Source organism: Salinicoccus cyprini, assembly GCF_007713705.1.
GTDB classification, from domain to species: Bacteria; Bacillota; Bacilli; order Staphylococcales; family Salinicoccaceae; genus Salinicoccus; species Salinicoccus cyprini.
Genome location: NZ_VMSJ01000005.1, coordinates 140989 through 156462, shown reverse-complemented (window position 1 = coordinate 156462; position 15474 = coordinate 140989). Strand labels below are relative to the sequence as shown.

13 protein-coding genes are annotated in these 15474 nt (G+C 45.7%); 6 read left to right on the top strand and 7 right to left on the bottom strand.

What is annotated here, in order from left to right:
- Positions 1-39: 39 nt before the first annotated feature.
- Complete coding sequence (locus FO441_RS11215; protein WP_145290131.1) at positions 40-633, top strand: GntR family transcriptional regulator; 594 nt, start codon at positions 40-42, stop codon at positions 631-633.
- A gap of 48 nt (positions 634-681) precedes the next feature.
- Here the strand turns inward: FO441_RS11215 and FO441_RS11210 are convergent, their stop codons facing one another.
- Positions 682-1887, bottom strand: coding sequence for an MFS transporter (locus tag FO441_RS11210; RefSeq protein ID WP_145290128.1), 1206 nt, complete (start codon positions 1885-1887; stop codon positions 682-684).
- A gap of 15 nt (positions 1888-1902) precedes the next feature.
- On the bottom strand, positions 1903-2310 hold the full coding sequence (locus tag FO441_RS11205; protein ID WP_145290125.1) for a MarR family winged helix-turn-helix transcriptional regulator: 408 nt from the start codon (positions 2308-2310) through the stop codon (positions 1903-1905).
- A 266-nt stretch (positions 2311-2576) separates the two neighbouring features.
- Between FO441_RS11205 and FO441_RS11200 the strand changes: the two genes are divergently transcribed.
- Both FO441_RS11200 and FO441_RS11195 read left to right on the top strand, forming a co-directional pair.
- Entirely contained in the window at positions 2577-3317 is a 741-nt protein-coding gene (locus FO441_RS11200) for a phosphatase PAP2 family protein (RefSeq protein WP_145290123.1), read from the top strand.
- Between the two features lie 115 nt (positions 3318-3432).
- Positions 3433-3870, top strand: coding sequence for an acyl-CoA thioesterase (locus FO441_RS11195; protein ID WP_145290121.1), 438 nt, complete (start codon positions 3433-3435; stop codon positions 3868-3870).
- A gap of 45 nt (positions 3871-3915) precedes the next feature.
- Here the strand turns inward: FO441_RS11195 and FO441_RS11190 are convergent, their stop codons facing one another.
- The 4 genes from FO441_RS11190 to FO441_RS11175 all read right to left on the bottom strand — a co-directional run bounded on the left by FO441_RS11190 (position 3916) and on the right by FO441_RS11175 (position 7629).
- Positions 3916-4767 (bottom strand): aldo/keto reductase, encoded by an 852-nt coding sequence (locus FO441_RS11190; RefSeq protein ID WP_145290118.1) that lies wholly within the window; start codon positions 4765-4767, stop codon positions 3916-3918.
- Entirely contained in the window at positions 4768-5928 is a 1161-nt protein-coding gene (locus FO441_RS11185) for a DUF1722 domain-containing protein (protein ID WP_145290116.1), read from the bottom strand.
- A gap of 181 nt (positions 5929-6109) precedes the next feature.
- Positions 6110-6733 (bottom strand): SDR family oxidoreductase, encoded by a 624-nt coding sequence (locus tag FO441_RS11180; RefSeq protein WP_145290113.1) that lies wholly within the window; start codon positions 6731-6733, stop codon positions 6110-6112.
- 77 nt (positions 6734-6810) lie between these two features.
- Positions 6811-7629: a ZIP family metal transporter gene (locus FO441_RS11175; protein ID WP_145290111.1), complete on the bottom strand. Its 819-nt coding sequence runs from the start codon at positions 7627-7629 to the stop codon at positions 6811-6813.
- Positions 7630-7756: 127 nt separating this feature from the next.
- On the opposite strand from FO441_RS11175, the gene FO441_RS11170 reads away from it, so the two are divergent.
- On the top strand, positions 7757-8653 hold the full coding sequence (locus FO441_RS11170) for an EamA family transporter (protein ID WP_145290107.1): 897 nt from the start codon (positions 7757-7759) through the stop codon (positions 8651-8653).
- Here FO441_RS11170 and FO441_RS11165 read toward each other — a convergent pair.
- Entirely contained in the window at positions 8619-10157 is a 1539-nt protein-coding gene (locus FO441_RS11165) for an AcpB/EbpR/MafR family transcriptional regulator (RefSeq protein ID WP_246095140.1), read from the bottom strand. The genes FO441_RS11170 and FO441_RS11165 overlap by 35 nt on opposite strands.
- A gap of 592 nt (positions 10158-10749) precedes the next feature.
- Between FO441_RS11165 and FO441_RS11160 the strand changes: the two genes are divergently transcribed.
- Entirely contained in the window at positions 10750-13995 is a 3246-nt protein-coding gene (locus FO441_RS11160; protein ID WP_145290101.1) for a vWA domain-containing protein, read from the top strand.
- A 39-nt stretch (positions 13996-14034) separates the two neighbouring features.
- Positions 14035-15441: a SpaH/EbpB family LPXTG-anchored major pilin gene (locus FO441_RS11155; protein ID WP_186365551.1), complete on the top strand. Its 1407-nt coding sequence runs from the start codon at positions 14035-14037 to the stop codon at positions 15439-15441.
- The last annotated feature ends 33 nt before the right edge of the window (positions 15442-15474 follow it).

Below are 15474 nucleotides of genomic sequence, written 5' to 3'. Positions count from 1 at the left end.
ATTTTTTTCCTGTATAATCATTTTTAACGAGGTGAGGAAATGAATCAGGAGAGAACACTGTACGAAAAAGTGCGGGAAGATATATTGAATGGCACGTTCGATAAGAAGGAAAAACTGACGGAAATCAAACTCGCGAAAATGTATGACGTCAGCAGGACGCCGATCCGTGAAGTGCTGAAGCAGCTTGAATTCGAGTATCTGGTCAAAGACGGATATGTATATACGCCCTCACCTGAAGACTATCGGAACCTTTTTGAAATGCGCATCCTGATTGAATCCCATGCTGTGGAGAAGGCAGTGCTGCTTTTTGTGGAGGAGGACCTGAAGGAACTGCGAAACTATATAAAGCAGGCGAAAGACGGCGATGATTCACTTACGCTGGCTGCGAACAAGAAATTTCACGATAAGCTGGTGCGGGCAATCAGAAACCCCTTCCTGTCCGAGACGTATGATCGGCTGAATTCCACTATCTACCTGTTCAGCCGGACGGTCGTTCAGAAGCAGCGGCCCGAACTGCTGGATGAGCATGAAAAAATTGTCCAGGCAATCGAGGACAGGGATGGCGAAACTGCGAGGCAGCTGATTGTCACCCATCTTCAGAAGGACCTTGAATTTACACTCTACTACATGTAAAAGAAGCGGCCGGAACCAGTGTTCCGACCGCTTTCTTCGTCTTCGCATCTATTCTAATCCGTTCTCCTCGGACACTCGTCTCCTGCGGTTTTCATGACGGCCATAGACGACGAAGTAGATGATCATGGCCACCAGTATCGACAGGACGAGGAACTGGTAGAGTCCGCCGTATCCTAACGAAGGGACCAGAAGCCCCAGGAAGAACGGTCCGAACCCAAGTCCGACTTCGAGCATGATGAAGTAGGTCGATGTTGCTAGTCCGACGTTCTCCCGTGATGCCAAGTTGACGCATACGGCCTGAGCAACGGACTGGAAGTTGCCGAATCCGAATCCGATCAGTGCTCCAGCAAGCAGCAGCACGAGGCTTGTCGTCGCATTGCCGAGTGTAAAGAATCCCACTGCCATAAGGATGAACGCCGGATAAAGGATGATATTGGCGCCCCTCTGATCGAGAATCTTTCCTGTGAACGGCCGTGTCATCATGATTGCTGCAGAATACACGAGGAAGAAGAAGCTTGCCGCAGTGACAAGATCAATCTCGATGGCATGCAGATTGAGGAATGACAGGATGGACGCATAGGCAAGCCCCATGAACAGTGCCGTAAGCCCCATCGGCATCGCATCGCGATCGATCACTCTGAATTTGCCGGCCGGCTTCTGGTCACCTTTGACGATATTGTTCGTTTTAACAACCGGCAGCAGCAAGGTGCCGAGGAATACCGCAATACCGACGATGATGAGCAGTGTATTGAAAGTCATCACTTCAAGCATCAGGAAGCCGAGAAACGGCCCGATGGCCGAACCAAGCACAAAACTCAGACTGAAATAGCTGATGCCCTCCCCTCTGCGGTTTTCAGGCACGGAGATGGTCGCCAGCGTATTGACCGACGTACTGATCAGCCCCGTCGCAAAACCATTCAGAAAGCGTGCCGCAATCAGGAGCTCGAGTCCCCCATTGATGAAGTAGAGGATATAGGTGATGAAAAACAGAGCCGCTCCGATATACAAGATCTTCTGGGCACCCAGACGGTTGATCTGGGGGCCTGTCACGATACGTCCGGCAAGCACACCGATGATGAAAATACTCGAGACCAGCCCGGCCGTACTTGAACTCGCGCCATACTGCTCGATTGCATAATTACCGATTGTGACTATGGATACATACATTGAAAATAAAACGATGAAGTGATAGAAAAATATGACGATGAATTCCTTCGTCCATATCCGATCACCCATATATTCACTTTTTGCCAAAATAGCACTTCCTTTCTACAGTTTGATACGTTCCAGTCCATCTATCAGGCGCTCGAGCTCTTCATGATCGAAATCGCCAAGTACTTCACGCTGCAGTTCATTCATTTTCGCCCGGACCTCCTTGAACAGCGCTTCCCCCGATCCAGTCATCGTCAAATGCTTGATCCGGCGGTCCTCGCCCGGATTCGATTCGATAATGCCCAGCTCCAGCAGATGCTTGATCACTTTCGTCGCCGTCGGTTTCTCAATTCCCCGGCGTCGGCTGACATCCACAGCAGACGTCTTTCCGTGCTTCTCTATATCCTTAAGGATCAGCCACTGGGAGCTGTAGAGATCATAGGCGGAAAGTATGCGGTTCGCCCGATTGATATAGGGCCGGTAGATTTCCATGTAGACATCAAAAAATCTCTGCTCGATATTCATTGGAACACTCCATTCGATTAGTTAGCCTAACTAACTATATAGAAGCAAACTATTTTTGTCAATCACTATAGAACACCGGATACCCTCAATCGGAAAGAATTTCCCATGCTTCCTATGTGGAAATCATCAATACGGTAGACATCACACCATCATGAAAAGTTTCCCTCCGTCTCAGCAGGGTACAGTCCTGGATAGGAACGAACGTGCAATGTAGATGCAAAGAGGCATAAGAATACAGATATCATATGACGGTGAGGGATTACGTTATGGAGCAAAAAAATAAAAACACAAGTTTTCCTATACTGGTGCTGCTGATCGGGTTAAGTACAGCCATCTTTTTTCTATGGCTGTTTGCAGAATTATCCGATGAACTTCTGGAAAAAGAACTGCAAAGCTTTGATAACACCATCGTCGGCTTCTTTGATTCGATAGCAGCCCCTCCACTTGATACCATTTATATCATCATTACAGAACTCGGGGCTGTCTGGTTCCTCGGAACTCTGTCAGCCATTACCATTCTCTATCTCTGGGTAAAACCGAGAGATAAGTGGGGGATTGTTTTCTTCATCATTACAATGGGAGGCGGGGCCCTGCTGACAACACTGCTCAAGCAGTTTTACGGGAGAAACCGGCCGAGCATCAATGAAGCAATAGATGCAACCGGTTTCAGCTTCCCAAGTGGCCACTCGCTGGGCGCTCTGGTTTTTTATGGCTTTGTCGTCTATATCATTATCAGGCGCACTCGGAAAAGACTGGTGGTCATACTTACATTGATCGCCGCAAGTATTCTGATTCTTCTGATCGGTACGAGCCGCATCTATCTGGGCGCCCATTTTCCAAGTGATGTTCTGGCCGGCTACAGTGCAGGTACAGTCTGGCTGCTGCTCTGTTTGCTCGCCCTCGAGTGGGTCCAGTGGCGAAGCCATAGTGACGTACGTTCCGTCGATGCACTGCGTGACATACTGAAGAATTTCTATAGAAAAGGCAAGCGTAAAATCAAACGATGATGAATGGTATCGAGATGCAGGCAGACGATACATCTGTCCTGGTCAATTGTAGTACAATATATTCCAGATGCTCGTGATGAGCAGGATGAAACGACATAAAGAAAGGTAGAATAGGATGGAACAGGGTTACGTTGCAGAAAAGGAAATACAGATCATGTACGCCGATACGGATATGATGGGTGTCATCTATCATGGCAACTACGTAAAGTGGCTGGAGCTCGGACGCATGCAGCTGATCGAGGATATCGGATACGACTATGTTGCCATGGAGCGGGCGGGATATTTTGCGCCTGTATACAATGTCGATGTGACCTATAAAAAAGCATTGAAGTATGGGGATCGTGCCTTTGTACGCACATGGATCGAAGAGAATACCGGCATCAAGACTGTATATGGCTATGAGATCGTCAATGGTGCCGGTGAGGTATGTACGGAAGCGAAGACGACGCTCATTGTCGTCAAGAAGGTCGATGACGAGTTCAAACCGGTCGTCTTCAAAAAGACATTCCCGGAATGGTTCCAGAAATACGAAGAGATAAAAGTGAAGAAATAAAGAAACGTTCCGGGAATCCCGGAACGTTTCTGTGTCTCTCAGCCTTTATACATACTCTTCATATTCATTCGGATGCTGGTCTTCCACTCTGCCCGGTTCACCCTTATCCAGTGAATCGATCGTTTCCAAATCCTCATCGGTCAACTCGAAGTCGTATACCTCGAGGTTTTCCTTCTGACGTTCTGCAGATGATGATTTCGGAATGATGAGCACATCATTCTGGAGATTCCAGCGCATGATGACCTGTGCAGGCGACTTGCCGTATTTTTCACCGATTTCCTTGATGGTTTCATTTTCAAGGACATCATTGATTTCACGGCCGAATGGGCTCCACGCTTCCGTCACAATACCGTATTTCTTATTTGTTTCCACAAGTTCCTTATTGTTGAAATACGGATGGCGCTCAATCTGGTTCGTTGCCGGTGTGACGCCCGTTTCCTCAATGATACGCTCCAGATGTTCAGCCAGGAAGTTCGATACACCGATGGTCTTGATCAGACCGAACTTCTGTGCATCAATCAGTGCCCGCCATGCTTCGACATATTTCCCCTGCATCGGCAGTGGCCAGTGGATCAGATACTTGTCGAAATAGTCGATGCCGATGCGGTAGAGGGATTCCTGGATCATGCTGATGGCCTGATTGTAGTCGTGTGCTGCACCCGGCAGTTTGGAACTGATGATCAGCTGCTCCCTCGGAATCGTGGAACGGCGGATCACTTCCCCGACTGCACCTTCATTATGATAGTTTGTTGAAGTATCAATCAGGCGATATCCATTCTCTTCGACAGCTGTCAGCATGCTGTTTACACCGATTGCACCCTGGATGTTGACGGTTCCGAGTCCAATTTTCGGCAGGCTGCTTCCATCATTCAGCTGAAATTTCTCATTGTGTGTCATCTATATCTTTCCTTTCTGCATCTTTATGAATTTCTCTCTTCCTAAAACCTTCACTACAGTCGAATTCAGCAGTTCAGATACTTCGTATTTCATGGCCATATCGGCGAGGAACATATTAATCCGGTCTATATCGGCAGCTTCCAGCAGTTCCTGGTAGACCACCCACTCCTCTGCATCCGCAGTCTCTGTAAAGTAGGTCCAGACTTCGGTGAAATAATCGCGGACGGTTTCTTCGTCATATTTCTTATCATAGGCCTGATCCATCAGCTGCGTGAACGTCCTAACAGGCATTTCTGTACCTGCAACGAACAGCTGGTTAATCTCATCATAAAGCTGGCGGTCTTTCGACAGCACGAAATACTTCTCCTCTTCCCACAGTTCATTAAGCATCTCATACTTGTGCGGGTCGAGTTCGACTTCGCTCATACGGCCGAGGAAAGACCGTCTATAGACGAAGTGCCTGAGGAGAGGGATTTCTCCTTTCGGGAGGTGATCAAACGGTGCATTTAGCGCATCCATGAATTTGATTTCCTGCACTTTCGCATCTTTATTGATCGATACTTGCCCCAGATACACCTCATCTTCCGGTCTGTAATCGGTGATCGAAGCATCGTGCTCCGCAAAAATCTCAATCGTTTCGGTATCCGTATCGTAATCCAGTCGGAACTTCAGGTTGTCCGTGCCATAACTATGCGCTGAATAGTATGAGTGATCCATGTGTGTATCCTTCGGCAGCCAGCGGGCGAGCCGTCCAAGGTGGCGGTACAAATTGCCGGCTCCGAAGATATTCACGAAACGGACAGGGCTTTTATTATCCAGAAACCAATGGATCCTATAGAAAAGGTCCATCGTTTCAGACGCTGTCGCAAATGGAAAATATGGAAAGGTCACACCGATGATATCGATAGGCCGGGCCGGATGGTCAAAGCGTATCGAACAGCCTTTGACGTTGATCAGAGAATCCGGCACCTTTTGGGAAGTTGCTACATTGGAAAGACGGATCACTGCCTTCTGGATGTCTCCAAAAATCGCTTTTCCATCATCGTTCAATGCCACAGCCGCTTCATAGTTCACGCCATTTCCGTGCGCCCTTCTGGCACCCGGATCATGCACATCGAAGCGTTCAATCAGATCGACGATAATATCTGCTGCAGTTTTCACGAGAACCCCTCCCCCCTTGCTGTGCACTTGTTTGTCGTGCCACAGTGGCTACCTCTATAATTTTCACCTTTACGCTTGAGTTTAAACTTTTATTGTCTTTAAAATACAAACTTCTACGGATGTGCACTGCCTGATAAAAAAACTGCAGAGCCTGTAATAAGGCTCTGCAGTTTCCTTTTTTCTATATCGTGTCTTCGACCGGCGTGTCGCCTTCGTGTACATAGAAGGTTCTATTTTCAGCTTTGTCCGTTTCGACAATATGCACCAGTACGTTTGCCACGTCTTCTCTTGGAACTTCCGCGACTTCAGTACCGCCTTCAAAGAGTTTGACTTTGCCGGTACCTGCATCGTTTGTCAGCATACCCGGACGCAGAATGGTATAGTCGAGACCGGATGCTTTCAGATATTCATCGGCGCGGTGCTTGGCATACATATACGCCTTGATCTGATCTGCATGCTTCGGATCGTCTGCTCCCATGGAACTGAGCATGACGAAGTGCTTGACGCCTGCTTTTTTCGCATTGTCGACAGCTTCGATGGCACCTTCCTGGTCGATGATGAGGGTCATGTCCGTTTCAGTGTCGCCGCCGGAACCGGCTGCGAATACGACGGAATCGACGCCATCAAAAGCGTGTGAGAAATCTTTCTCCAAATCTCCGAGTACGGTGTCAATGCCTTTATCTTCAAACTGTCCCTGCTGTTCTTCTTTACGTACCATCGCTACTGGCTGATGGCCTTTATCTTTTAATTTTTCCACGACCTGGTGACCGACTTGTCCATTGGCTCCAATTACAAGTACTTTCATGTGGTAATTCCCTCCTTGTGTTATCTGTTATCCATACCCAACTTGGGAGGGGGTTCTAAACATGAAGTTGGAAATTATCAGCCGAGCGCCACATCCAGGATCATCATCAGTGTGAAACCGAGCATGAGGCACATGACTGCGATATCGGAGTGGCCATTCTTCTGCGTACTCGGAATGACCTCTTCCACCACGACGAAAATCATTGCACCAGCAGCGAGCGCGAGTGCATACGGCAGTACCGGGCTCATGAAGGATATCGCAATGATACCGATGACGGCGGCCATCGGCTCGACAATGCCGGACATCCACCCGAAGAAGAAGCTCTTCGTGCGGGACATGCCTTCACCTCGAAGCGGCATGGACACGGCCATGCCTTCCGGGATGTTCTGGATGCCGATTCCGAGTGCCAATGTCGCTGCCCCTGCTGCCACCGCAGCCGGATCTGCATTGGAAGCCAGTGCTCCGAATGCAATGCCGATCGCCAGTCCTTCCGGGATGTTATGCAGCGTCAGGGAAAATACAAGCAGTGTACTCCTACGCTTCCGTTCGGCGCGCCAGCCTTCCATACGGCTCTCAGGTGAATTCCTGTGTGCGTGCGGTATCAGCTTGTCGAATCCATAGATGAACAGCCCACCAAGCAGAAAGCCGACTGCCGCCGGGAACCATTCCCCGATCGGGTTGTTCTGGCTGTTCTCTATCGCCGGTGCCAGAAGTGACCAGAAACTCGCAGCAATCATGACACCCCCGGCAAATCCAAGCATCATGTCCAGGAACTTGTCGTTCACTTCTCGCGTCAGAAATACGACAGCCGCACCGAGCCCCGTCATGGTCCATGTGAACAATGTGGCTACCAGTGCCTGCAGCCATGGATCGAATCCCATAAAAGTATCAATCATATTCATAACCTCTCGATATCTCAGCATTCATGTAGAAATTATACTCCATTTTAGCGTATAGTAGCCATAATGCGACTCATTCCATGTCCATACCACCCTAAACATCTCTTGAAACGGAGGTAGCATTATGAAATCCAGTCTGGCACCCGTCATGATTCTCGTTGCTGCAATTCTATGGGGCACTGCAGGCACCGCCAAAACCTATCTGCCTGAAAATGTCGACAGCCTGTCCATCGGTGCCATGCGTCTGATCGTCGGCAGTCTGATTCTGATCGCCATTGCCCTGCTCATGGGGCAGTTCAAAATAAAAGGCTGGCCGTGGCGCATGGTGTTTGCGGCAGGTGTCGCCATGGCACTTTTCCAGCCATTCTTCTTCAATGCCGTCACCCTGACAGGTGTTGCTGTCGGAACGGTGGCTTCCATCGGCAGTGCGCCGGTGTTCTCTGGTCTGATCGAATGGCTGTTCTTCAAATTACAACCCGATCGTGTGTGGTGGATCTCCACCATACTCGCCATCATCGGCTGTGCACTGCTGATGTTCAACACCGGCTCCATCACGGTCGATCCGCTCGGCATCCTCTCCGGACTTGGTGCTGGGATGACTTTCGCAAGCTATACGATTCTGAACTCGAGGATGGTCAGACACCATCCACCTATCGCAACGACCGCAATCGTCTTCACCATCAGCGCCCTGCTGCTGACCCCGTTCCTACTATTGAATGATCCATCCTGGCTGATGACTTCAGGTGGAATTTCCGTTTCATTATATATCGGGCTGTTCGCCACCGGACTTGCCTACTTCCTGTTCGCCAGTGGACTGAAGCACGTAAAGTCCTCTTCCGCCGTCACACTGTCGCTGGCAGAACCGCTGACCGCTTCCATGCTCGGTGTCCTATTCGTCGGTGAAGTGCTTGCGCTATGGTCATGGGCCGGTCTCATCATGCTGCTCGCCGGACTCGTCCTGCTCGCGATGCAGTCGAGAGGACGATCTAAAGCTGTGAGCCCACAGAATTCTTTTCGATAAGACGGTACTCCTCCCGGGATTTCCATCTTGAGAATACCGAGTACGCGCTGATCGCTTCCCTCAGCTGTTTGATATCATATCTATTCGGTACGGTGTTTATGCTGACCACAATTTTATTTTCAATCGGGTCCATCGGAAAATTGGCAATGACAACCTGTGCATCATATTCGCCAAGCTGGTCCAAACTTGTGATGGCCCCATTACAGACTTCAATATCAAGCTGACTGCCGAACTCGATATCAAGCAGTTCCTTTGAAATCCGTGCATGATAGATATCAAGGTTGCTGATCAGCAATGCTTTGATCTGCCCCTGTTTCCTGAGATAGAACTGCGGCAACCCTTTCCAGTGGATAATCAGTGTATAGAGAAGGTGGTTGACGAAATCTCGCTTAACATCGTAAGAAAGTTCACTGAGAACATGCATCAGCCCCTCTTTAGCTGCCGAGTAGAAATGGGGCATATGAGCTTCCGCCACTTCCAGTATCGGATTGACACTTTTGAAAAAGACACTCTCCGCATAGATTTCGAATTTCTCGAAATGCACCGTATTATGCAGGTTCATGATGATGTGCTCCCGATTATGGACAGGAATGCTGAACTCGAGAGACAGCTGTTCCACCAGATGCGAAAAACTCAGATAGGACCTGTTAACCGCTTCTGAAGTGAATGATGCGCTGAGAAGTCCACTGTATGTGAAGTGGACGTTTTTTTGTGCGTAACCATAGAATATATCGCTCAGAACCACTTCATCCAGACTCCGTATCAGTATGCCATCCAGCTTCTGATACATCTCCCCATCCTTCTTCAGTGCCCCCAGCAAGTATGAAACCTTATCCTTATCATAGTCGAAAGGCGCAACAGAATGATTCTGATTGAGCCGCATGATCGAGACGGACATCAGCAACTTGATATTTCTGATCACGGAAAAATCCAGTGGTTCGTTGAAAGTCTCCATTACAAAGATGACGATTTCAGTTAGAGTCCCTTCATCTATGTCCTCGAACGGCCAGGAGACTCCCTTGTATTTTTCACTCATATACTGGGCATAAAAGTGCCGGATCCTCTCCTCCTCACCTTCGAGACAGCAAGGGTTCGTAGAGAAACGCAGATCAAAGTCCAGACTGAGAATACTGTCGATGGCGTGGATGCGCCGGTATGTAGTCGACGTACTTGTATGAAAATAATCCGCCAGTTCATCCACGGAAATCCCTTCATTGAAAAAGATATGTTCAAGCATGGAATGCTCCATCGACAGCTCGAAGTAGCGTCTGAAAATATGATCCAGATTCATCCCCGGGAAAAACACCAGTTCAAAACATCTATCCTTATGCTCAATCTGGAAGATTCCTGTTCCAATACTCTGATTGATACTATGGATGTCCTCTCTCAAAACGCGTTCTGAAATATTGACCTCTGAAGCAAGCTCTTCCACCGGCACAGGTTTAAACCGGGCAGCCAGATATCGGATGATGTCCTTGTGCCTGACAAACCAAGTTGGTAGCACCCTTCTCAAAATCTCACCTTCTCCTTTTTTCTATAACCGTGTATTATTTTACCATTAATTTTCATAATCTGCCTTTAAATGTACAGTAAATGACAAAAATGTCTATACAGAGAATACTATTCTTAAGCAGTTATTGAATATTTATTCAATCGAAGTATTATTTCACAATATTTTAACCATTTCTCCCTAAACTTTTCTTATTCTTATATAAAATTTGGTATCAAAAAGTGCATTACTTACGCGCCATGTTGATTTGTGTAGTCGATCACTTACTTATAGAATGATTCTAGTATACAAAAAGTTACTTATCACCTAAGCACAAGTAAGGGAGGGGTCGGAAATCAGGAAAATCGGCGTTACTCTTCTCCTTTTAGTTCTGCTTCATTCAACTCTTTGCAACACCCTGATTTTCGCGAATGAATACACTGCAGAAACGGACGACAATGGACTGGTTGTAGTCGAAGGATATGAAGAGAATGACATTTTAACATGGCATGTACAAGTAAATGCAAAAGCTTTGCCTTATAAAAAAGGCACACTCGCCCTTCATCTGGAAGGCGGGCACATACTGGATCGAGAGAGCATCAGCGGAGTGAATGAGACAGTCGGTAAGCTGAAAGAAAAGAACGATGGTACATATAGTATTCAGCTTGACTCTCCTTCGACAGTTACAGACTTCACGCTTACCACGAAAATCACAGACCAGCATGCTTCGAACTATACATTGACAGTCGAGGCAGCACTGGACAAGGATAACGCCAAAGCAACCGATGTGCACCATACCAGACAGAATATTGAAGGCACTGTCACCTATGATAATCTGCCAGAAGACGAAAACCCTCCGGCGACTATCATTCATCTCATCGATACAGCCACATCAGAAACAGTTGGAACCATGGAACTTCCGCCAGGTGAATCATCATTCACCTTTGAAGACATCCGGAAATATAACGACGATAACTCTGAAATCATTTATGAGATGAAGACAGAACCTCTAGGCAACTATAGCACGACCTTGGAAGGTACAACGGTTGTACATGAGTATCTGGAGGCGGCAGTTGAAGGTACAGTCAGTAACACCTCAGGCACTGCATTCAGCATCGAAGTTGTAAACGACAAGACCGGTGCAGTCGTCAGAACCATTGCCTTGGAGCCAGCTGCCAAAAGCTACGCAGTTGAAGACCTGCCACTGAATGACGCAGACGGGAACACGATTCCCTACAGTATCCACCCGATTGCTCAAGAAGGAGCAGAAATAACAGTCAAAGATAATAATATAGAAGTAAATGATATCAAAATTGAAGAAAGTACAGAAGAAGTGGCCTCCGAAGAGACCTCCGTGGAACAGCCTGAAAAATCCTCGGAAGAAACATCATCTGAAGAAACTACCGTAGAATCATCCGAGGAATCCCCAGAAGAGGCTCCCATAGAAAAAGAAGAAATAAAAACACCTGTCACAGTACCTGTTCAACCCGAAGAAGAAACAACGGAAGTATCAGAGGAAATAGAAAAAACAACAGAAGAAGAGACTGAAGAAAAATCGGAAGAACCTGAAGTCGTTACAGAAGAAGCAAAACTATCAGAAAGTGAATCCAGTCAATCTGATGAAAAAACAGATATAGAAGTATCAAAAGAAGAGCCAACAGAGGAAAGTACTGAAGAAACAAAGAGTGAGGAACCTATCTCGGAAGAAGCACCTAAAGAAGAAGCACTTAGCGAACTGAATCAGGATCCTCAATTCATGCCGCGCATGTTCACAGCATCCGGGATCATGTCCACAGAAGTGGAAAAACCACTCTTCCCAAGGTGTGAAAACAGCCAGGCAGCACCTTTCCAAGGAATCGCAAATAATCAGGCAAACATCGGAAATATGACATGGCAGGAACACGAGCTGTACAGGAACCGTACACCACAGCCGATCAAATACGATGAAGGATATCTTCAGAAGTGTGCCCAACCAAACGGCACTAAACATTCCTATAGCATTGATGTTACTACGCAAGGAACTACAACCACTACTTCAAAGCCGCTCGATGTCGTGCTGGTTTTGGATAACTCGGGCAGTATGCGCAAGCAATATGCTGACGGCACGACAAGATGGCAAAGAACACGTGCAGGTGTTGTGGATTTTGTTACAAAGATGACTGAAGGTAATGATAACGTACGCATATCTATCGTCAACTATGCCGAAGACATAATCAGTTCGAGCAACTTGTCCAACGATACTGCTAGTATCATTTCTACTATTCCGCGTAACTACCAGAATGAAGGCACTTTTACTCAAAAAGGGCTGCGGGAAGGGAAAAAAATACTGGAAGGTTCACCAGATGAAAATAAGCAAGCCATGATCCTTTTGACCGCTGGCGCTCCGACGTATAGTTACAGAGGTGAAAGTGTTGGTGTTATAAGTGGAGTCCAAATCATAAATGAGTTTGATGAGCGTTATATAATGGGAAATGGAAGTGACTATGAACTTGAGAGAGAATCATGGTTAGATTGGCGTGATTGGTTGAATTTAGATTGGCGTGAAAAAATATATCGTATTTTTGATAAATATATAACAAACCACGGACAGCCAACAATATCGGAAGCAATAAAAATACAAAATGAAAAACCCGATTGGCAAATATACACTGTTGGAATTGACCTAGAAGACGGGTCTCGTAATGATGGTGCTTCAACAAAAGAACTAGGAGACATGCTTGAATCTATTGCCAGTGACCCTGCATATGCATTCAGTTCAGCCAATCCGATCAACGGACTGCCTGGTGCTTTGAATGATATACAGGAGAAAATGTCTTTCGATTCATTTATTAAGAGTGAAATTACTGATTCCATAGGAGATATGTATGACCTGGATTTTGGTTCGGATAATAAATTGACCTCAACTGACTATACATTAACTGCTTCATCACCTGAAATAAAAAGTTCAGCCCAGATAAATTATAATTCAAAATCACGCACTTTCACTGTCACGGGAGTAAATTTAGGTGAAGGTGATTGGCTGAACTTGAACTATAACGTCAAATTACGAACGGATGACCCAAACTTCAAGACCGACACCTGGTATGCGATGAATAAACGTACAACCGTCATCCCAAATCGATCAAGTAACAGAGTACTCGACTACCCGATTCCTGAAGCAAAAGCCCTTCCTAAAAAGTACGACTTTATATTTACAAAAACAGATGAGAATGATGAACCTCTGGCAAATGCGAAATTTCAACTTAAAAGTAATGATGGCAGCGTTAGTGCTACTGCCACTTCCGCCAGTGACGGTAAAGTCGACTTCAAAGAAGTAACTGTCGGCAAATATATACTGACAGAAACTTCAGCACCGCACGGTTATCAGCCAGATGGCATTAAATATAGTGTCACCATTGAAAAGGATGGGACTTATACGATCAACGGACAAACATACACAGCTGGTTCATTCCATATAAAAAACATGCCGAAACTGAGTAAATTGAAAGTGATCAATTATGTATCAGGCAATGATTCGGATGTCTTACCTGGCGCCACATTTGAACTGAGAGATCTTGAGGGAAATACCATCGGCACTGCTACTACAGATGAGAATGGAGAACTGACATTCAGTGATTTGAGATATGGCGACTACCTGCTTGTAATGACTAAAGCGCCAGAAGGTCATAAACTCGATGCTCAACCTACCAAAGTTACTCTGGGTGATGAGGAAACAGATGAAGTAGTCAAAGTTTCAAATGATCAGCAAGTCCTGCCACAAACCGGGGGCATTGGCACCGTTCCATTCTTCATCATCGGACTCTTACTGATTTTATTGTCATTAATTTCTAAATATAGATTAAATATCAAATAGATGCTAACGCATCATAAAATTACAGGAGGCATTACTAATATGTCAAAACTAATCAGCCGTATTTCAATGATTCTCGCACTCTCACTATTAATCACCTTGATAATTCCTCAAGGAACTACTCATGCTACAACAAACGAAACAAGTCACCTTACAAATTTAGTCATTCGTACAATAACGGGTGATGTTGAAGAGAAATCATCATATGAAGAACTAAATGGAGAAGTTCCATCTGATTCCACTCCAATCTCAAACATTACTTTTAGTTATTGGGAAGTTGACGCGTCTGATTATAAAAATTTGATAGAAGGTACTCATGAAGATGTTAGTACATTGCCTAATGCAAGATATATAAACAAAGTGACTACTGTGGGCGGTGAAGTAAAAATCCCTGGTATGAAAAAAGGCTTCTACTGGTTTGTAGAAGAAGAATCAACAATTATAGAAGACTCACACGCTGTTCCTTTCGGACTTGCACTACCGTTTACCAAAGAAGATGGAAGTGGGTATATTACTGATCTTCATGTATATCCGAAAAATGAATTGGCAGCTACACCAACTATAGATATGAACGTGGGAGGATCAAATACTAAATCGCAATCTGTCGATATCGGCGAAGATATAGAGTGGAATATTCTATCTGATGTGCCAAAAGGTATAGAAAATTACTCAGATTACATCATAACCAACAAAATTGATTCTAAAATGACATTGGATGAAAACGTAATTGTTAATTCATATAATGGTACAGAACTGGTTATGGATACTGATTATGAATTGAGTAGAGTAAAAAATGCGGAAGGTAAGATTGAAAGTTTTGCAGTAACATTTACAGAAGAGGGTCGTAAAAAGTTGGGACGCATACGAAATAGTTTAAGTACAGACCCGAAACTCAAGATTACAATGAAATCTAAAATAAATGAGAATGCACCGATGGATGAGTCCTTCAAAAACACTACAACCCTCGAATTTAATAACGGACATGGAACAAAGGATTCAGTAGACGTCGAACAACCACCTGACGTATACACGGGAGGAAGGAAATTCGTTGTTCAAGATGGACAGGAAAACGGAATTAAGGATGCTGAATTTAAAATTCTAAATGGTTCCGGTGATTTTTTAAATGATGATTATAAATGGGTTGCAAACGAGGATGAAGCTAGAATTTTTACTTCTGATCAATATGGTAAATTTGAAGTTACAGGTTTAGCAGATGCACCTTATAAACTACGACAGATTAAAACAAAAAGTGGACATGTACTACCTGCTGAGGATGTTACTTTCACTATAGAAAAAGGCTCTCACTCTGGTGAGCAACCAATCATTAACAGAGAAATTACAATGCCTATGACTGGCGGCACGGGTACCATCCTCTTTACAGTTGTTGGTCTGGCATTGATGGTATTTGCACTTGTATTGATCGGAAGAAGAAGGAAGCAGGCGGAGTAGGATACTTCAAGCAAGCCAAGGTGGACAGCATTG